Origin of the sequence: Frateuria flava (assembly GCF_017837635.1) — a bacterium.
Taxonomy (GTDB): domain Bacteria; phylum Pseudomonadota; class Gammaproteobacteria; order Xanthomonadales; family Rhodanobacteraceae; genus Frateuria_A; species Frateuria_A flava.
This window is the reverse complement of record NZ_JAGJRS010000014.1, coordinates 92,303-111,362: the sequence shown is the minus strand read 5'-3', so window position 1 is coordinate 111,362 and position 19,060 is coordinate 92,303. Positions and strand designations below refer to the sequence as shown.

The following is a 19,060-nucleotide window of genomic DNA, read 5'->3' as shown; positions in this document are numbered from 1 at the left end:
CCGTTTTTGCGTGCCCCATGCCCGAAGCACAACCATTGATTGCGTGTCATGGGCCCCGTCCCACGACCGTTCGGCCGACCGGATGTCGCGCCCTACGGACGCGAGGCCCCGATCTCACGGAGAAGATCATGATTTCCAGAAGGCGCTTTCTTCAGTCTTCGATCTCGCTGGCGTTGGTTCCGCTGTTGCCCAGGGTGGCCTTGTCCACCTCGCTGACCGTACGGCCCAGCTGGCAGGTGTTCTGCCTCACTCCCCAGCTGCAGTCCTTCTACGACGCAGTAGCCAAGATGAAGGCCGTCAAGGATCCGACCAACCCCGACAGCTGGGCGTACTGGGTGGAAACCCATCGCGCCAATTGTCCCCACGGCGTGTCCTACTTCATGGCCTGGCACCGCGGCTTCATCCATCGCTTCGAGGCGAAACTGCGCGAGATGTCCGGCGATTCGGCGCTGGCGCTGCCGTACTGGAACTATTACGACACGCCCGCCATCCCGCCGGAATTCCTCGATTCCACCTCGCCGCTGTACCGCGGCGATCGCACCGGAACCGACGTCACCGGCGCACTCAGCTACGACGCCTTCGCCGACACCGTCGTGCGCTTCCAGCGCGGCAAGTCGCACGCGTTCGAAACCATCACCGAGTCGCGCCCGCACAACCTGGTGCACAACCTGATCGGCGGTGCGATGTCCTCGATCAGGATCTCGCCCAGGGACCCGTTGTTCTGGGTACACCACGCGAACATCGACCGGCTCTGGGTCGCCTGGCTCAAGGCCGGCGGCGGGCGCAAGGAGCCGCTGTCGACCAACACCTACTGGTCGGGCGATCTTTATTACGGGCCGGCCGTGAGCGGCATGCCGCGTGTGTGGACCACCGATACCACGACATACCTCGGCTACCGCTACGACAACGAAACCATGCCCAGCCCGTCCACCAGCACCGCAATGGCGGCCAGCGGGTTGGCCGCGAGCAGGACGCCACCGCGGCCCGCCACCCGCGTGAGCGTGCCGTTCGGCAAGTCGCGCGCGCTGTCGCTCGACGAGCAGTCGATGAATGTCGACGTGGGGCTCAGCGCGACCGACGCGGCCCGCGTGCGCTCGCTCATGCTGCGGCCAGCCGCCACCGATGCGACACCGGATGGCCCGGTGCGCGTCGTCCTCGATGGCGTGCACCTGACCGGGCTGGGCCACAAGGGCGGGTACTTCTACAACGTCTACCTCAACCTGCCGGCGCAGCCCGGTATCGGCAAGGCGGCCGGGGCCTATCTGCTGGGGTCGGTGGGTGCCTTCGAGATCAGCGTGGCGCAGATGAAGGCGAGCATGAAGGGCATGCACAGCATGCACGGCATGCCGGACATGGCAGCTACGCCCGCATCGCAGAGCCATGGCGTGCGACTGGTGTTCCCGGCCACCGACGTGCTGCAGCGGATCTGGCCGGACAGTCTGGACAAGCTCAGTGTGTCTTTCGTGCGGGTCGATGGCCGCAAGCAACCGACCAAGGGCGTGGTGATGAAGGTCGACGCGTTCCGGGTCGAGGCCGATCCTTCGATGTGACGGCATGGCGCGCCGGGCAGCCGCGCGCCAACGCTTTCGCCGGCGACAGCGCTGCACGGGCACCGCCAGCTCGGTGCCGTCGTGCCTGTCAGGCGTACCGCATCTTCACCGTCATGCCGCCGTCGATCACGAAGGGCTGGCCCGTGACGAACGCCGACTGCGCGGACAGCAGGTAGACCGCCATCGCACCGATGTCCCGCGGCGTGCCCACGCGCCCCGCCGGATGCTGCGCATGGTCCTTGCGCCCGAGTTTCGGTGCATGGCGTTCGGCAGGCTTCTGCCAGGCGTCGGTGGCGATCCAGCCGGGCAGGATCGCGTTCACCCGCACCGCAGGTCCCGCACTGACCGCCAGCGCGTGGGTGAAGGCCAGCATGCCGCCCTTGCTCGCCGCATAGGCCTCAGTGTCCGGTTCGGACTGCAGTGCGCGGGTGGAAGCGATGTTGACGATCGCCCCGCCGGCTTCGGCCAACGCGGGCAGGGCGTGCTTGCTGCACAGGAAGGTGCCGGTGAGGTTGGTGGCCAGGTAGCGGTTCCAGTCGGCCAGCGGGAGCGAGGCCAGCGGCGCGCGGTGCGGATCGGCGATGCCGGCATTGTTGACCAGCCCGTCGATGCGTCCGAAACGCGTGAGCGCCGTCTGCACCCAGCGCTGGACGCTGGCCTCGCGTGACACGTCGAGTGAGGCGAACGCCGCCCGTGCACCGACGTTCCATTCGGCCAGGCAGGCGCGGCCGGCCTCCCTGTCCAGGTCGCCGACCAGTACCCGGCCGCCCGCACCCAGTACGGCTTGCGCGATGCCGCGCCCGATCCCCTGGGCGCCGCCGGTGACCAGCACCACGCGATCCTGGAGCGGTTGCGCGTCGTAGGCATGGATGGCGGGGGCATGGGTCATGGAGGTGTCCTTGGAAAGCAGCTGGAAAAAGCCACCGACGGCGTCATGGCCGCGAAAACGGGAATCCGTTTTGGCCTGGCGCCACAGCAACCGGGTTCCGCTTTCGCTGGAAATGGTCCCAGGCAAACGCGCAATTTAGTGGCGAAGCGTGTGGTTCGAGTTTGTGACCGCGTCCGTGATGCGGCCGCAAGCGCGCGGCGGGTGCGGGCCTGGCCGTATTACCATGCAGCGCCGCCGTGGAGGCGGCATCCGGGGGGAATCCATGAAACGGCCCATCGCTATCCTCGCGTGGTTGCTCGGCTTCGCCGTGCTCGACCTGTATGTCAACGGCGTGCCCCGACTGGTCGGCCTGGCGGTGCCCGTGTGGTTGACCTACGTGGTTGGGTTCTTCGCGCTCCTGTTCGTGGTCTGCCGCTTTGGCTTGGGCGTCGACCGCATGGCTTCGCTGGGCGTGGACCGGCCCCGCGGCTGGGCGCGCTGCCTGTGGATTGGTTTCGCCATCGGCTTTGGCATCTGGGCGCTGAAGAACGTGGTGTTGCTTGCGATGGGAAAGTTCGAGATCGCCGGCTGGCGCGATGCCGCGTTCGCGCTGCCGCTGCTGGGCAAGGCCCTGTTTGCCATGTTCCTTGCCTCGGCGATCAACGATCTGATGATCCGCGGCTACGGCCTGGCTTTCTGCCGGCGCTTCGATCTGCTGCGCTGGTTCGTTCCCTTGACCGTGCTGGTCTACGCACTGGACGATTCCTGGAACGAGGGCATCGATGTAGGAAACCTGCTGTTTTCAGCCATCCTCGGCCTCTCGCTGGCCTGGAGCGTGATCAGGACCGGCACGTTGTGGATGAGCATCGGCATCCACTGGGGCGGCAATGTCTGCTACCGGCTCGTTTCGGGGTTCGATGGCCAGGGCGTACCGCGCCTGGAGCACGTCATCGATGGTGCGCGGTTCGACTACGCCGCCCTGGCGGTGACCGCGCTGATGTTCCCGCTGGTGGTGCTGGCCGCGCGGTGGGTGCCGACCCGTTCCGTGGAAAGGGCCGGCTGAGGGCCGGAGTTTGCCCGAAGGCTAGTCGTCCGCGATGCGCACCACCAGCTTGCCGAAGTTCCGCCCCTCCAGCATGCCGATGAACGCCTGCGGCGCGTTCTCCAGTCCCTCGACGACATCCTCCCGATATTTGATCTTGCCCTGCCGGACCCATTCGCCCATCGCCGCCAGGAACTCGCCAAAGCGCGCGCCGTAGTCGTCGAAGATGATGAAGCCCTGCATCCTGATCCGCTTGGTGAGCAGGGTGCGCATGAGCAGGCCCAGGCGATCGGGGCCTGGCGGCAGGCCGGTGTCGTTGTACTGCGCAATCAAACCACACAGCGGCACGCGCGCCTTGGTGTTGAGCAGCGGCAGCACCGCGTCGAACACCGCGCCGCCGACGCTCTCGAAGTACACGTCGATGCCCTGCCGGCAGGCGGCTTCCAGTTGCTGCGGAAAATCCTCCGCGCGATGGTCGGCGCAGGCGTCGAAGCCCAGCTCGTCCACCACATAGCCGCACTTCTCGTTGCCGCCGGCGATGCCCACGACCCGGCAGCCCTTGAGCCTGGCGATCTGGCCCACTACCGACTCCACCGCGCCGCTCGCCGCGGCCACCACCACGGTCTCGCCCGGCTGCGGCTGGCCGATGTCCAGCAGACCCATGTAGGCGGTGAATCCCGGCATGCCCAGCACGCCGAGGGCCAGCGAGGGATGCGCCATGCCCGGGTCCAGCCGGCTCAGGCCCCGGCCATCCGACAACGCGTAGTCCTGCCAGCCGCCGTACGCCAGCACCAGGTCGCCGGCCTGCCAGTCCGGATGCCGCGAAGACACCACCCGCGCGACGGTGCCGCCGACCATGACGTCGCCTACCGCCATGGGCTCGGCGTACGACTCCGCATCGCTCATGCGCCCGCGCATGTAGGGGTCGAGCGACAGGTACAGGTTGCGCAACAACACCTCGCCCTCGCCGGGCACCGGCGCTGGCCGCTCGGCCAGCGCGAAGTGGGTGGCCGTTGGCGCACCGACCGGACGGGAAGCCAGGGTGATCTGGCGATTGACGGAAGCAGGGGAGGTCATGGCGGACCCGTGTGTAGCCTGGGATCGCATACCTTCGTACATCCGCCGTGGCGCTGGCGTGCAATCGGGCAAGAAACCGCTCCTACATAACAACGTCCCGTTGGCGCGTACCCCCGACCAGCCATGCATCCACCTGCCGATGCCACTCGGCCAGCGCGGCAGCGTCCTCGTCATCCACTTCCACCGGCGGGAACCCGGCGTGGGCTCCGCTGATCTGCAGCCACGCATGCAGGCGACGCCCGAAACCGCAGAACTCCCGATAGCAGCGGTCTCCCAGGGACAACAGGCCGTAATGCAGCGCGCTCAGCGCAGCCGGGTCGCCCATGCGTTCGCAGAAGCCCTGCGCCATATCCGGTGGATCGCCGTCGTAGGTGGTGCTGACCACCAGCAGCGCCTGCGGGCTGGCGGCCAGCAGCTCGGGCGTCAACGCGTCGAACTCCATCAGCAGCACGCCTACGCCGGCGCGTCGCAGACGTGCCGCCGTATCGCGCGCGTAGTGTTCGGCCACGCCGGTCTGCGTGGCGTAGGCCAGCAAGAGTGAAGGCTCGGGCAGGCGCTCTGACGTGGGCGGCGTCGCGGCCACCCAGGAAGGCGAAACCGTCGCCGCGCCCGCCGCGATACGCAGGCCGATACGGGAAATCCAGCTCATGCCGCAAGGCTAATCGGCAAGCTCGACCCGCGCGCTGATCTGAATCAGCAGGCGGCCGCCCCTGGTCTTCCGCAGGGCGGGCTTCAGTCCGCCTCCAAGGCGCCCGCACTATGAAGAGACCCGCATCGTGCCCGTATCGATAAAGCGCTGGTGCCACGACAGCGCCTCGGTGAGCAGCGAGGGCGACTGCTGCCCGTACGAGTGGGCCCGCGCCCGCGCGAAATAATCGGCCAGCGCGGGCCGGTAATCCGGGTGCGCGCAGGTGTCGATGACCAGCCGCGCCCGCTGCTTGGGCGACAAGCCGCGCAGGTCGGCCAGCCCCTGCTCGGTGACGAGCACCTGCACGTCCTGCGGGATGTGGTCGACGTGGCTGGCCTGCGGGACGATCGCGGAAATGCGCCCGTCCTTGGCCGTGGAGGGCGTCATGAAGATCGAGATGTAGGCGTTGCGCGCGAAGTCGCCCGAACCGCCAATGCCGTTCTGGATGCGCGAGCCCATCACATGGGTGGAATTGACCGCGCCATAGATGTCGGCCTCGATCATCCCGTTCATGGCCAGGCAACCGAGCCGGCGGATCACCTCCGGATGGTTGCTGATCTCCTGCGGCCGCAACAGGATGCGCTCGCGATAGCGCGCCACGTCGGCATTGAACGCGGCGGCCGCCTCCGGGCTGAGCGAGAAGCCGGTGGCCGAGATGACGCCCAGCCGGTCGGCCGCGAGCAGCTCGAGCATGCCGTCCTGGATCACCTCGGTGTAGGCGTTCATGCGCTCGAACGGACTGTCGAGCAGGCCGCCGAGCACCGCGTTGGGAATATTGCCCACGCCCGACTGGATCGGCAGCAGCGCGGACGGCAGCCGCCCGACCTTCACCTCGTGGCGCAGGAACTCGAGCAGGTGGCCGGCGATCGCCCGGGCGGCTGCGTCCGGCGCCCTGAACGGCAGGTTGCGATCCGGCGCATCGGTTTCCACCACCGCGACCACCTTGTCCGGATCGCAGCGCAGGTACGGCTCGCCGATGCGGTCGCCGGGCCGCACGATCGGGATCGGCACGCGGTTGGGCGGCAGCGCGGTGCCGTAGTAGATGTCGTGCATGCCATCGAGCGCCGCGCTCTGCCAGCGGTTGACCTCCACGATCACCTGGCGCGCCTGATCGATCCAGGTCTTGTTGTTGCCGACCGAGGACGAGGGCACCAGCGCGCCATCCTCCCGGATGCCGCTGACTTCGATCACCGCCGTGTCCAGCGGTCCCAAAAAACCCTGCCACGCCATCGGCGCGACCTGGCTCAAGTGCAGGTCGAAATACTCCATCCGGCCGGAGTTGATCTGCTCGCGCACGAGCGGGTCGGAGTTGTAGGGCAGGCGGAATTCGATGCCCTCGGCCCGTGCCAGCGCCCCGTCCAGCTCCGGCCCGGTCGAGGCACCGGTCCACACCCGCACGCGGAACGGCCGCCCGGCCGCGTGCTCGGCCTCGATCCGCGCCGCCAGCGCCATCGGCACCGCCTTGGGGTAGCCGGACCCGGTGAAGCCGCTCATGCCGACCGTGCTGTGCGGGGTAATGAAGCGGGCCGCTTCGTCCGCGCTCATCCGCTTGTCGCGCAGACGCGCGCACCCGATCCGATGCCTTGCACTCATCTCGCCCTCGGCCTTGCCTGGTTGGCGGAAAAGGCTACGACGGCTCGTGCGGTCCCGATGTGTGCGTGAGGGAAGACGGCCGACCTCTGCTTTGCACCGTGGGTGTCCGGCTCGCGGCCAGCGGCGTCCCGAGGCGAGGCGGCCGGTCGGTTCCTGCCGGTTGCATTTCTTTACCTCCTTTGTCAAAACTGCAAAACGTGACGCAGTTGGCGTTTTGCTTCCGTCCGCTTGGGGGCGGATGGAAGCGGGTCGAACGCCCTGCGCGGCACCTGGGGATAAACGGGAGACTCCGATGGCGGTTTCCGACCACAAGCACGCGGCCGAAGTCGCGCGGGGCAGCGGCGGCGTGGCTGCGATCATGCGCTCGCATGACTGGTCCCACTCGCCTCTGGGTCCTCCCGAGGGCTGGCCGCCGGCGATACGGCCGGTCGTCAGCCTGATGCTGAAATCCCGGTTTCCGATGTTCGTCGCCTGGGGGCCATCGCAGGCCATCATCTACAACGATGCCTACGCAGACATCCTCGGCAGCAAGCATGCGGGCATGCTGGGTCGCCCGTTCCGCGAGGTCTGGCCGGAATTCTGGCCCGATATGGCGCCGCTCCTCGCCGCGGCGATGGCGGGGCAGACGATCTATCGCCAGAACCTCCCGTTGCTGCTCAACCGCGAGGGCTACCCGGAACCGGCTTGGTTCACTTTCTCCTACTCCCCGGTGGAGGACGAGCAGGATCAGGTCGTCGGCATGTTCTGCGTGGTGGCGGAGACCACCACGCAGGTCCTCGACGAGCGACGCCAGCGCTTCCAGATCGAACTGGATAGCGCGCAGGCCCAGTTGACCGACCTCCGGGCGATCATGGCCACCACCAGCGCGGCGCTGGGCCGCCACCTGGGTGCGAGCCGGGTGGGTTTCAGCGAGATGTCCGAAGATGGCGAAACGATCTCTTGCCGGGCCTGCTTTGCCGAGGGCGTGGCGCCGATTCTCGGCACGAGCCGCCTGTCTTCCTACGGACCCGACGCCGTCGCCCGACAGGCGGCCGGCTTTACCGAGGTTGCCTCCGACGTGGAATCCGACCCCGCCCAGGTCCACGCCACCTGGCGTGCCCTCCAGACGCGCGCCTACGTTTCCGTACCGCGGGTGCGCGATGGTCGGCTGCAGGCCTCGCTGTACGTGAACTTTCGCGAGGTCCACCACTGGACGCCCGGCGAGATCGCACTGATCGAGGATGTGGCCAGCCGCACCTGGGCGGCGGTCGACCGTGCCCGCGCCGTGGCCGCCCTGCGCGAGAGCGAAAGCCGTTTTCGCGCGCTTGTCACGGCAGGTGGCTACACCGTCTACCGGATGAGCCCGGACTGGCGCGAGATGCTTTATCTGGAAAGCGATTCGTTCCTGCTCGACGCACCGTCGCCGACCACCACCTGGATGGATACCTACCTACACCCGGACGACCGTGACGAGATTGCGGCCGCGATCGGGAAGGCGATTGCGACCAAAAGCCTGTTTGACATGGAACACCGCGTGCGCCTGGCGGACGGCAGCTTCGGCTGGACGCACTCGCGCGCGGTGCCGGTGGTGGACGACGCTGGCCATATCACCGAATGGTTCGGCGCCGCGCACGACGTGACCGGACGCAAGCGCAACGAGCAGGCGTTGCAGCGACTCACGGCCGAACTGGAGGACCGTGTGGCGGATGCCCTGCAGGAGCGCCAGATGGCGCTGGCTCAGGTGCACGAAATGCAGAAGATGGAGACGATTGGCCAGCTGACGGGGGGCGTGGCGCACGATTTCAACAATTTGCTCACGCCGATCGTAGGTGCTCTGGAACTGCTGGCGATGCGGTTGGAAGGGGATGGGCGCGGCCAGCACCTGGCGGCCGGCGGGTTGCAGGCTGCCGAGCGCGCCCGGGTGCTCATCCACCGGCTGCTGGCCTTCTCACGCCGGCAACACCTGGCGCCACGGCCGATCGATGTGGGCAAGCTGACCGAAGGGGTTGTGGACATGGTCTCGCGCACAGTGGGGCCGCAGATCAGGGTGCGGATGGAGTGCATGGCCGATCTGCCCGCGGTCATGGTGGACCCCAACCAGCTGGAATTGGCCCTGCTCAACCTTGCTGTCAACGCCCGCGATGCGATGCCCGAGGGCGGCGAGCTGGTCGTCGGCGCGGTCGAAGAAGCCGGTCCCGCGCGCTCCCAGTTGAAGGAGGGGCGGTTCGTGCGCTTTTTCGTTTCCGATACGGGCACGGGCATGGATGGCGACACCGCACGCCGTGCGATCGAACCGTTCTTCACCACCAAGGGTCTGGGGCGTGGCACCGGCCTGGGGCTGTCTTCGGTGCATGGGCTGGCGGTGCAGTCCGGCGGCGACCTGGCGCTGGAAAGCGTACCTGGGGCCGGCACCACCGTGCATCTGTGGCTACCCGTGTCGCCAGTGCCGCTGGAGTCCGCCGGTGAGGCAGTGGCTGATACGCCCATCCGTTGCATCCGATCGGCGGTCGTGCTGCTGGTGGACGACGAGGAGCTCGTTCGCGAAGGCACCGCCGAAATGCTCCTGCACGGCGGCTACAAGGTCGTCCAGGTTGCCTCCGGTTACGAAGCGCTGCGCAAGGTGACCGAGGGACTGGTTTTCGATGCGCTGGTCACCGACTTCGCGATGCCCGGCATGAGCGGTGCGGATGTCGCCCGCGAGGTGCGAAAGCTGCGCCCCGGGTTACCGACGCTGCTGGTGACCGGCTATGCGCAATTGTCCCAGGCCGAAACAGGCGACTTGCCGCGTCTGGCCAAGCCTTTCCGCCAATGCGATCTGATGGGGACCTTAGCCCGCCTGCTGGACGAAGGCACGGGCAGGCCGACCGACCTCGCGCTTCGTCGCCAGGTCGGCTGAGACGCCCTCCGTTCGCCGGCGCAGCTGCGGCGGGCGACTGGCGCCCCATCCTCGCCTCGTGCCGCCGCCACGGCCTCCCGCGGTGCGAGCGCCAAACCACCTCAATAGCGTATTCTGGTGTGTTCAGCCATCGCGCCAGTTTACGGTGGTCTGTGCTACCAACACCTTTAATTGACGCAATCCACGTACAGGAGAACCCTTGAACGACCTATTGACCGAACAGGCCTCCCTGGGCGTGGCCGGACTGGATGATGTACTCAACGGCGGCCTGACCAAGGGCTGCCTGTTTCTGCTGGAGGGCAGCCCGGGCACGGGCAAGACCACGCTGGGCCTGCAGTTCCTGCTGGCCGGGCGCGACGCCGGAGAGCGCGTGCTTTACGTGACCATGTCCGAAACGGAGAGCGAGCTGCGCAATACCGCTGTCTCCCACGGCTGGACCCTCGATGGGGTCGGTATCTTCGAACTCGTGCCGCCGGAAAACCTGCTCGACGAGGCCCAGCAGCAGAGCCTGCTGTATTCGTCGGACCTGGAGTTGGGCGAGACGACCAACCGCATTTTCCAGGCCTTCGAGCAGATCAACCCGGATCGGGTCGTGCTCGACAGCCTGGCCGAGATCCGCCTGCTCGCACAGGGCTCGCTCCGCTACCGCCGGCAGGTGCTTTCCCTCAAGCACTACTTTGCGCAATCCCGCGCCACGGTGCTGATGCTCGACGACCTGACCAGCGACAGCACCGACAGGACCGTGCACAGCGTGGCCCACGGCGTGCTGCGGCTGGAGGAGCTGTCGCCCGACTACGGCGCCGAGCGCCGGCGCCTGCGCGTACTCAAGTACCGCGGACGGCAGTTTCGCGGCGGCTACCACGATTTCGTGATCCGCAAGGGCGGGGTCAAGGTGTTCCCGCGGCTGGTGTCCGGCGAACACGGTGAGGAATTCGAGCGTGACATGCTGCCATGTCCCTCGCCCCAGTTCAGCGCGCTGCTCGGCGGCGGCATCGAACGCGGCTCCAGCGTGCTGGTGCTGGGTCCCGCCGGTACCGGCAAGTCGCTGCTGGTGCTGACTTTCGTCGCCAGCGCCATTTCGCGCGGCGAGCGCGCCGCCATCTTCATTTTTGACGAAGAGCGGGCGTTGTTCTTCCAGCGCGCGCGCGGCGTCGGCCTGGACGTGCAGGGCATGGTCGACAGCGGCAGGCTGGTGGTCGAGCAGGTCGATGCCGCCCAGATGACGCCTGGCGAGTTTTCCGCCCGTGTCCGCGAGCTGGTGGAAGAGGGCGTGCGCACGGTGGCGGTCGACAGTCTCAACGGCTACCAGGCGGCGATGCCGGAAGAGCAGGCGCTGGTGCTGCACATCCACGAGCTGCTGCAGTTCCTCAACCGACGCGGCGTGACGACCTACCTCACGGTTGCCCAGCACGGCCTGGTGGGGGACATGAAGACGCCCGTTGACGTCACCTACCTCGCCGATACGGTTATCCTGCTGCGTTACTTCGAGGCTCTGGGTCGGGTTCGACGTGCGATTTCCGTGGTGAAAAAGCGCGCCAGCGCCCATGAAGACACGATTCGCGAATACAGCATCGGTCGCGATGGGTTCCACCTGGGCGAGCCATTGATCCACTTCCAGGGCGTGCTTCGCGGCGTCCCGAGCATTTCGCCGGGTGACGTAGAAAGCCGCCTGCTGCCGGACCGACCGTGATCCCACACCTTTCCGAGCGCGCCCTCATCCTGGCTCCCCACGGTCGCGATGCCCAGGTGGCCTCCGCGATCCTGGCCGAGGCGAGCATCCGTTGTTTTGCCTCGCCCTCGCTGGACACGCTGGTGGCCGGCATGGAAGCCGGCGCCGGCTTCGCGCTCGTGACCGAAGAGAGCCTGCTGGAGGCGAGCCTGCGTCCGCTCTCCGACTGGCTGGAAGCCCAGCCTGAGTGGTCCGATTTCCCGTTCATCCTGGTCACGCGCCGCGGCGGTATCGAACGCAACCCGGCGTCGGCGCGCCTGCTCGCGGTGTTGGGCAACGTTACTTTCCTGGAACGACCTTTCCATCCGACCACGCTGGTGAGTCTGGCGAAGTCGGCGCTGCGCGGGCGTCGGCGTCAGTACGAGGCCCGCGCGCGGCTTGCCGCGCTGTATGACAGCGAGCAGCGCTTCCGCGCCGCGGTGCAGGCCGTGCAAGGGGTGTTGTGGACCAACAACGCGCAAGGCGAGATGGAAGGCGAGCAAGCCGACTGGGCTGGCCTCACCGGGCAGGACACGGCCGATTCGGCTGGCTTCGGCTGGGTCAAGGCGCTGCACCCGGACGATGTGCAACCGACGCTCGCGGCATGGGAGAAAGCCCGGGCCGAACAGCGCATTTTCAAGTTCGAGCACCGCCTGCGCACCCGCGACGGTGCCTGGCGAACCTTCAGCGTCCGTGCAATTCCCGCGTTCGACCGCGGCGGCCAGATCCGTGAATGGGTGGGCGTACACACCGATGTCACCGACCAGCGCGCCACCGAACAATCGCTACGCGACCTGACGGCCACGCTGGAGCAACGCGTGATCGAGGAAGCCGCCGCTCGCGAGGACGCAACGACCAAGCTGCACGAGGCGCAGAAGCTTGAAACCATCGGACAGCTGACCGGTGGCGTGGCACATGACTTCAACAACCTGTTGATGCCGATCACCGGCGCGCTCGACATGCTCCAGCGCCGCTTCGGCGGGGACGATGAGCGGGCCGCTCGTCTCATCACCAACGCGCTGCAGTCGGCCGAACGCGCCAAGATCCTGGTGCAGCGCCTGCTCGGGTTCGCACGACGACAAAGCCTGGAAACGCAGGCCGTGGAGCTGGCCGCGCTGCTCGATGGCATGCGCGACCTGATCAAGAGCTCGGTCGGCCCGACCATCGTCCTGCGCGCGGAATTCCCCGCCGACTTGCCGCAGGTGCTGGCCGATCCGCACCAGTTGGAGCTGGCGATCCTCAATCTCTGCGTCAACGCGCGCGATGCCATGCCCAAAGGCGGCACGCTGGTGATCGAACTGTCGAGCATGGCCTCGGCGCCAACACCGGATCTGCCGGGTACCGGCTACGTCCGCATCGCCGTGACCGACACCGGCATGGGCATGGACCGGGAAACCCTCGCGCGGGCGGTCGAACCGTTCTTTTCCACCAAGGAAACCGGCCGTGGGACCGGCCTGGGCCTGTCGATGGTGCACGGCCTCGCCGGCCAGCTCGGCGGCCACTTCGCGATCGACAGCACCCCCGGGGTGGGCACACGCGTGGAGCTGTGGCTGCCGGTCACGGCCTCCGCCCCGCTGGCACTGCGACGCGACGCCGACGATGGCCGCGTGCCCACCCCGGCACGGCCGCTCGACGTACTGCTGGTCGACGACGAGCAACTGGTGCGCGACGGTACCGCCGCGATGCTGCGCGAGCTGGGCCATGGCGTCGTCGAAGCCAGTGGCGCAGGCGAGGCGCTGGAAAAGCTGCGCGACGGTCTCAGCGTGGATCTGGTCGTGACTGACTACAAAATGCCGCGCATGGACGGCGCCGAGCTGGCGCGCCACTTGCGCCTGTCCCGGCCCGACCTGCCCGTGCTGCTGATCACCGGTTACAGCGGCCACGCGGAGGGCACCCGTGGATTGGCGCGCCTTGGCAAGCCGTTCCGCCAGGCAGACATCGCCATGGCCATCGAAGAGCTCGTGCAACCGAAGCAGATGCAGACGGTGCCAGCGAGCGGAGCTGCCTGAGTTCGGCCCGAGCGTCACGTTTCCTTGGCGTCCGCTTAACTTCCAAGTCACAAGTCTTGCCTCTCAGGCGGGATGCGGACGCATGGAAAAACTGATCGTCGCGGTGCTGTCCAGAAAGCGGCCTCCGGCCGCGGTGGGCTATATCGTGTCGTTCGCGCTGGTGCTGGCGGTACTGGGGCTGGAGCAACTTTTCACGCCGGCGCTGCACCGCTATCTGCCGTTCCTGCCGGTCGTGTTTTTCTCGGCGATCGTCTTTGGCAGGCCGATCGGCCTGTTCACCACCTTGTTCAGCGCCTCGCTCGGCGACGGGGTCATCGGCCTGGCGCTTCATGGCCGCTCGCCTGCGACCGATGAACTGCTGTTCTTCGTGCTTTTCGTCGCGGTGGGCGTAGCGACCGCCGTGGTGGTCGACGCACTGCGCGCTGCCGTATGCAAGCTGCTGGATGCGGAAGCGGAAACTTCGTTGTTGCTGGACGAACTGGCCCACCGCACGCGCAACGACCTGATGATGATCTCCTCGGTGCTGGGACTGCAGGCCATGCGCCAGACCGATCCGCACGCGCGCGAAGCGCTCGAGTCAGCCGTCGCCCGCGTGCGCGTGATCGCCGAAGCCCAGGAGCGCCTGCGCAAATCCGGCAAGCATGGTGAAGTCGAAGTCGCCGCCTACCTGCGCGCCCTCGGCCACGGCCTGGCCGAACTCCTGCGCGACGTCCGCCCGATCCGCGTCCGCGTGCTGGCCACGCCCATGCAGGTCGATGCCCCGGTTGCCGTCTCCATCGGCCTGATCGCCAACGAACTGGTCACCAACGCCTTCAAGTACGCCTTCCCGGACGGGCAGGGCGGCACCGTGCAGATCACCCTGGAAGCCGTCGGCGAAGGGATGGCCCTGAGCGTGGAAGACGACGGCATCGGCGTCCCGCCGTCGAAAAAGGACGGCCTGGGCACCCGTCTGGTTCACCTGCTCGCCTCGCACCTGAATGGAACGGTCCAGAGCGTGCCGCGCGTGCGCGGGCATGGCGTGCGGGTGCTGCTGCCGATCAGGCCGGTTGCACCCGCGGCCCTCGCTTCCCAGGGTTGATCCCGGTTATGCCTGCCTGGCTGTCGCCCCCCCCAAGTCCAAAGTGCGCGCCGCTTCATCCGCGCCCGTCATCTTGACCCGGGTGCGCGCACTGGATTCGCTGGCCGTCGTTCGCTTGGGTTCTTTCGTGGCTTAGTAGCGAGGCCTCAAGCTCGTTAGCCTTCGGTAGGGTCTCAGTCCGAGAGACGCAGGTATCTCAGCATTGCGCCTCTATCGAGCGAGAGAAGGGGGCGACATGATCCGCATATCAATCGCTGGCGAAGAGCGTTACCTGCAAGACGCCGATTCCGATTGGGTGACGCAGCAGGTCGAGCGCCGTCGCAAGGACGGCTTGTCGGTATGCGCCACGGTGGCAATCAATACAGGGGACCTTGCCGTCACGCTGGCTACTCCCGATTGCGCTCGCGGAGGTGGTGGGCGTGTTCCGACTCCGAGGGAAGCCAGCGTCATCGAACTGTGGGGCCAAATGGGTCTCAACCAACCGGGGTGGGCACCAGGCCAGGTGGTTGCCTTCCTCAAGCGCCTTCGAGGGTTGATCTGACGATCGGCGCCGTTTCACCTTCATCGCCACGGATGCTGCTTCACGGCCAGACGCCCGTTGCCGCAATCAGCGGTCGCCTGACCCGGCTCCTTTGCGTACGATGCCGGGACGCGTTGGACCACAGGGGGTTCTCCGTGACGCCATCAGGCAGCCTGCTGCGCCGGCTGATGCTTGCCCACGTGCCCTCGTGCCTCAACGACCGCAGACCCGGGACGCGGCTGGCGCCCCACGAAGGAAGCGTTTCCAAGCATGAACCAGAGTTCCCTTTCCGCCCTGATCTGGGCCGTCGCCGACCTGCTGCGCGGCGACTTCAAGCAATCCGAATACGGTCGCGTGATCCTGCCGTTCACCGTACTGCGCCGGCTCGACTGCGTGCTGGAAGCGAGCAAGCCGAAGGTGCTGGCGGAAAAGAAGAAGCGCGAGGCCGCCGGGCTGGACCCCGATCCCTTCCTGCGCCGCGTCTCGGACGTGAAGTTCTACAACACCTCCGAGCTGGACCTGCCCAGGCTCATGGGCGACCAGGACCACATCGAGTCCAACCTCACCAGCTACGTGCAGGGCTTCTCGCCCGAGGTGCGCGAGATCTTCGAGCGCTTTGACTTCGCCACCCAGGTCAACCGGCTGGCCAAGGCCGACCTGTTGTACCTGGTCACCGAGAAGTTCGCCAACGTCGACCTGCACCCGGACCGCGTAGACAACGTGCAGATGGGCCTGGTGTTCGAGGAGCTGATCCGCAAGTTCGCGGAGCTCTCCAACGAAACCGCCGGTGAGCACTTCACCCCGCGCGAAGTCATCCGGCTGATGGTCAACCTCATCTTCATCGAGGACGACGAGGTGCTCACCCCCGGCAACAACGTGGTGCGCACCATCTATGACCCCACGGCGGGGACGGGCGGCATGCTCTCGGTGGCGGCCGAGTTCCTGCGCGACCACAACCCGGACGCGCGCCTGTCGCTGTTCGGCCAGGAGCTCAACGACGAGTCCTACGCCATCTGCAAGGCGGACATGCTGATCCGCGGGCAGGAAGTCACCAACCTGGTGCCCGGCAACACGCTCAGCGACGACGGCCATGCCGCGCGCAAGTTCGACTACATGCTGTCCAACCCGCCGTTCGGCGTGGAGTGGAAGAAGGTCGAGAAGGCGATCCGCAAGGAGCACGAGGAGAAGGGCTTCGACGGCCGCTTCGGTCCCGGCCTGCCGCGCGTGTCCGATGGCTCCATGCTGTTCCTGCTGCACCTGGTGTCCAAGATGCGCCCGGCGGTGGACGGCGGCAGCCGCTTCGGCATCGTGCTCAACGGCTCGCCGCTGTTCACCGGTGGCGCCGGCAGCGGCGAGAGCGAGATCCGCCGGTATCTCTTGGAGAACGACCTGGTGGAGGCCATCGTCGCCCTGCCCACCGACATGTTCTACAACACCGGCATCGCCACCTACGTGTGGGTGGTTTCCAACAAGAAGCCGGCCGAGCGCAAGGGCTTCGTGCAGCTCATCGACGCCGGCAGCTTCTGGCAGAAGATGCGCAAGAGCCTCGGCTCCAAGCGCAAGGAAATGAGCGACGAGCACATCGACGCCATCACCAAACTGTTCGGCGAATTCCAGGAGGCGGAACTGGCCACCGTGTTCGACGCCGACGGCAAGGAAGTGGAGCGCAGCATCATCGCCGCCGCCGAATTTGCCCCAGAGCCGCCGCCCGGCGGCAAGGTGAAGGTGGCCCCGCTCGCGCGCATCTTCCGCAACGCGGAGTTCGGCTACACCACCATCACCGTCGAGCGCCCGCTGCGCGACGAGCAGGGCAAGGTGGTGCTGGGCCAGAAGGGCAAACAGAAGGGCCAGCCGCAACCGGACAGCAGCTTGCGCGACACCGAGAACGTGCCGCTGGGTGAGGACATCCAGGCCTACTTCGAGCGCGAAGTGCTGCCGCACGCCCCCGATGCCTGGATCGACGAGGCCAAGAGCAAGGTCGGCTACGAGATACCCTTCAATCGCCACTTCTACGTGTTCGAGCCGCCGCGCCCGCTGCACGATATCGACGAGGAGCTGAAGGCCGTCTCGGCGCGGATCATGGCCATGCTGGGAGAGCTGACCGAATGACCACGCAGCCCATCCCGCCCCAGCCCCACCGCGCGCTCCCGCACGCCCACGCCCAGCCCCCCATCCTCCTCACCAGCAGCAGCATCACCATCAGCCCCACCGTCATGCCAGCGCACGCTGGCATCCAGCGCCTTGGCTTGTGCGGGGTGCGGTCGTGAGCTTGCCGCGTTATCCGGAATACAAAGAAAGCGGAGTGAACTGGCTGGGACCTGTGCCCGGACACTGGGCAGTCCAACGGCTTGGCTACCACTTTGCGGAGAGGCGCGAGAAGGTTAGCGATGAAGACTTCGCTCCACTGTCGATTACACGCAACGGCGTCGTTCCGCAGCTAGAGCACGTCGCAAAGACAGATGATGGGGCTAACCGAAAGAAGGTCTGCCGGGGCGACTTCGTTATCAACGGTCGGTCAGATCGGAAAGGCTCGTCGGGAGCCTCTGACTACGATGGTTCGTGTTCGCTTATCAACATAGTCCTGGTTCCAGGACCTGAGATTGACATCAGATTTGCGCACCATCTCTTGCGAAGCGTGCCGTTTCAGGAAGAGTTTTATCGGTACGGAAAAGGAATCGTGGCTGATCTCTGGAGCACCAACTTCTCCGAGATGAAAAACATTTCGTTGGCCGTTCCGCCGATGGTCGAGCAACGGGTCATCGCCACCTTCCTCGACCGCGAAACCGCCAAGATCGACGCCCTGATCGCCGAACAGGAAAAGCTGCTGGCGCTGCTGGCCGAAAAGCGCCAGGCCACCATATCCCACGCCGTCACCCGCGGCCTCAACCCCAACGCCCCCATGAAGGACTCCGGCATCCCCTGGCTGGGCGAAGTGCCGGCGCATTGGCGTGTTACTAAGTGCGGGCGTTTTTTATCTGTCTTGTCGGGCTATGCGTTTCCGTCCGCTGGGTTCGATCACAACGGAAACGGCACCAAACTTCTGCGTGGAGTCAACGTCTCGGTTGGGTCACTTCGCTGGGACGATGTCGTCTACTGGGAGAGATCGACAGATGACGGCCTTGATGAATATGAGTTGCAGGTGGGCGACTTGGTCATAGGTATGGATCGCCCACTGATCGCCGCCGGGATGCGTGTTGCAAAGGTCAAAGAGGAGGATGTGCCATGCCTCTTACTCCAACGTGTTGCACTGCTCAGAACCTCTTCCGAATTGAATTCGGATTTTCTGATGCATTGGCTGTCAACACCGATGTTTGTTGCGCACTTCTCGCCGGAGACTACGGGGGTTAGCGTGCCTCATATCAGTCCGGATCAGATCGCGTCGTTCGTAATCGCGTTGCCGCCGAACGATGAGCAGCGAAAAATTATTGAGTTTTTGGATGAGGAATTGGGTCGCCTGACGCGCTTGTGCTGGCAGTCCGAGCAAGCTGTCCAACTTCTTAAAGAACGCCGCAGTGCCCTGATCTCCGCCGCCGTCACCGGCAAGATCGACGTGAGGCACGCTGCATGAGCGAAAAGAGCGAAGCGATCGTCGGCTTCATCGCCAACCTGATGCCGCTCTACCAGGGGGAGCGATACGACGGGGACTGGTGCGCCCGTTCTCTCACCGACGGCACGCTAATCCTGCCTGTCGACGAATCCGGCGATGAAGAGGAAGAGGGCTGGCTTCGCGTGCGCTGGCAAGGCGATTCCTCCCGGGAGCAGGAAGTACAGGGCTTCCTGCTGGCCAGCGTGGCCTTGGAGCGCTACGTCCGCTTCCACGGCACCGGCTTCGACGAGGAAGCGCTCGCCGGCGAACTCGGCTTCATGGCGGAGCACTTCACGTTCAAAACCGGCTGCCATGTCTACCTGCCCCAGTTACCCGACCCGCCCAGTCGATTGACCAAGATCGCGCGCGGTGCGCTGACGATGGGGCAGGGCGTGCTGGTCAATGTCTTCAGCAAGGTGACGGGTTTTGGTTAGTCCGGTTTCAACTCAGGGGAGAAGGGAAGCGT

General features: G+C 66.3%; 14 protein-coding genes. 10 read left to right on the top strand and 4 right to left on the bottom strand.

Annotation, left to right across the window (positions count from 1 at the left end; all coding sequences use genetic code 11):
• Positions 1 to 287: 287 nt before the first annotated feature.
• Positions 288 to 1,550: a tyrosinase family protein gene (locus J7I44_RS07265; protein ID WP_209618217.1), complete on the top strand. Its 1,263-nt coding sequence runs from the start codon at positions 288 to 290 to the stop codon at positions 1,548 to 1,550.
• Between the two features lie 88 nt (positions 1,551 to 1,638).
• On the opposite strand, the gene J7I44_RS07260 is transcribed toward J7I44_RS07265, so the two are convergent.
• On the bottom strand, positions 1,639 to 2,439 hold the full coding sequence (locus J7I44_RS07260) for a glucose 1-dehydrogenase (RefSeq protein ID WP_209618214.1): 801 nt from the start codon (positions 2,437 to 2,439) through the stop codon (positions 1,639 to 1,641).
• Positions 2,440 to 2,701: 262 nt separating this feature from the next.
• On the opposite strand from J7I44_RS07260, the gene J7I44_RS07255 reads away from it, so the two are divergent.
• The gene (locus J7I44_RS07255; RefSeq protein WP_209618211.1) at positions 2,702 to 3,481 is read left to right on the top strand and encodes a CPBP family glutamic-type intramembrane protease; all 780 of its coding nucleotides are present in this window, start codon (positions 2,702 to 2,704) and stop codon (positions 3,479 to 3,481) included.
• 21 nt (positions 3,482 to 3,502) lie between these two features.
• Here the strand turns inward: J7I44_RS07255 and J7I44_RS07250 are convergent, their stop codons facing one another.
• From J7I44_RS07250 to scpC, 3 genes are all read right to left on the bottom strand, one after another.
• A complete protein-coding gene (locus tag J7I44_RS07250) occupies positions 3,503 to 4,537 on the bottom strand; it encodes an NADP-dependent oxidoreductase (RefSeq protein ID WP_209618208.1) in 1,035 nt (344 codons plus the stop codon).
• Between the two features lie 82 nt (positions 4,538 to 4,619).
• Positions 4,620 to 5,186 (bottom strand): flavodoxin domain-containing protein, encoded by a 567-nt coding sequence (locus J7I44_RS07245; RefSeq protein WP_209618205.1) that lies wholly within the window; start codon positions 5,184 to 5,186, stop codon positions 4,620 to 4,622.
• A 108-nt stretch (positions 5,187 to 5,294) separates the two neighbouring features.
• Entirely contained in the window at positions 5,295 to 6,818 is a 1,524-nt protein-coding gene (gene scpC / locus J7I44_RS07240; RefSeq protein WP_245188004.1) for a succinyl-CoA:acetate CoA-transferase ScpC, read from the bottom strand.
• 292 nt (positions 6,819 to 7,110) lie between these two features.
• Here scpC and J7I44_RS07235 point away from each other — a divergent pair, with 292 nt between their 5' ends.
• The 8 genes from J7I44_RS07235 (at position 7,111) to J7I44_RS07200 (ending at position 19,028) form a co-directional block, all read left to right on the top strand.
• Complete coding sequence (locus J7I44_RS07235) at positions 7,111 to 9,693, top strand: PAS domain-containing protein (protein ID WP_209618199.1); 2,583 nt, start codon at positions 7,111 to 7,113, stop codon at positions 9,691 to 9,693.
• Positions 9,694 to 9,892: 199 nt separating this feature from the next.
• Positions 9,893 to 11,383, top strand: coding sequence for an ATPase domain-containing protein (locus J7I44_RS07230; RefSeq protein WP_209618194.1), 1,491 nt, complete (start codon positions 9,893 to 9,895; stop codon positions 11,381 to 11,383).
• Positions 11,380 to 13,410 carry a hybrid sensor histidine kinase/response regulator gene (locus tag J7I44_RS07225; protein WP_209618191.1) on the top strand — a complete coding sequence of 677 codons (2,031 nt, stop codon included), beginning with the start codon at positions 11,380 to 11,382 and terminating at the stop codon, positions 13,408 to 13,410. Before J7I44_RS07230 ends, J7I44_RS07225 begins: the two co-directional genes overlap by 4 nt.
• An 82-nt stretch (positions 13,411 to 13,492) precedes the next feature.
• A complete protein-coding gene (locus J7I44_RS07220; RefSeq protein ID WP_209618187.1) occupies positions 13,493 to 14,488 on the top strand; it encodes a sensor histidine kinase in 996 nt (331 codons plus the stop codon).
• A gap of 235 nt (positions 14,489 to 14,723) precedes the next feature.
• Entirely contained in the window at positions 14,724 to 15,029 is a 306-nt protein-coding gene (locus tag J7I44_RS16810; protein WP_245188003.1) for a hypothetical protein, read from the top strand.
• A gap of 249 nt (positions 15,030 to 15,278) precedes the next feature.
• A complete protein-coding gene (locus J7I44_RS07210; RefSeq protein WP_245188002.1) occupies positions 15,279 to 17,117 on the top strand; it encodes a type I restriction-modification system subunit M in 1,839 nt (612 codons plus the stop codon).
• A gap of 154 nt (positions 17,118 to 17,271) precedes the next feature.
• The gene (locus J7I44_RS07205) at positions 17,272 to 18,576 is read left to right on the top strand and encodes a restriction endonuclease subunit S (RefSeq protein WP_209618181.1); all 1,305 of its coding nucleotides are present in this window, start codon (positions 17,272 to 17,274) and stop codon (positions 18,574 to 18,576) included.
• Complete coding sequence (locus tag J7I44_RS07200) at positions 18,573 to 19,028, top strand: hypothetical protein (RefSeq protein WP_209618178.1); 456 nt, start codon at positions 18,573 to 18,575, stop codon at positions 19,026 to 19,028. The genes J7I44_RS07205 and J7I44_RS07200 overlap by 4 nt, the downstream gene beginning before the upstream one ends.
• Positions 19,029 to 19,060 lie beyond the last annotated feature (32 nt).

Bases quoted from the DNA above. Each gene is read 5' to 3' on its own strand.
- J7I44_RS07265 (WP_209618217.1), top strand. From the start codon at position 288: ATGAAGGCCGTCAAGGATCCGACCAACCCCGACAGCTGGGCGTACTGG.
- J7I44_RS07260 (WP_209618214.1), bottom strand. From the start codon at position 2,439: ATGACCCATGCCCCCGCCATCCATGCCTACGACGCGCAACCGCTCCAG.
- J7I44_RS07255 (WP_209618211.1), top strand. From the start codon at position 2,702: ATGAAACGGCCCATCGCTATCCTCGCGTGGTTGCTCGGCTTCGCCGTG.
- J7I44_RS07250 (WP_209618208.1), bottom strand. From the start codon at position 4,537: ATGACCTCCCCTGCTTCCGTCAATCGCCAGATCACCCTGGCTTCCCGT.
- J7I44_RS07245 (WP_209618205.1), bottom strand. From the start codon at position 5,186: ATGAGCTGGATTTCCCGTATCGGCCTGCGTATCGCGGCGGGCGCGGCG.
- scpC (WP_245188004.1), bottom strand. From the start codon at position 6,818: ATGAGTGCAAGGCATCGGATCGGGTGCGCGCGTCTGCGCGACAAGCGG.
- J7I44_RS07235 (WP_209618199.1), top strand. From the start codon at position 7,111: ATGGCGGTTTCCGACCACAAGCACGCGGCCGAAGTCGCGCGGGGCAGC.
- J7I44_RS07220 (WP_209618187.1), top strand. From the start codon at position 13,493: ATGGAAAAACTGATCGTCGCGGTGCTGTCCAGAAAGCGGCCTCCGGCC.
- J7I44_RS16810 (WP_245188003.1), top strand. From the start codon at position 14,724: ATGATCCGCATATCAATCGCTGGCGAAGAGCGTTACCTGCAAGACGCC.
- J7I44_RS07210 (WP_245188002.1), top strand. From the start codon at position 15,279: ATGAACCAGAGTTCCCTTTCCGCCCTGATCTGGGCCGTCGCCGACCTG.
- J7I44_RS07200 (WP_209618178.1), top strand. From the start codon at position 18,573: ATGAGCGAAAAGAGCGAAGCGATCGTCGGCTTCATCGCCAACCTGATG.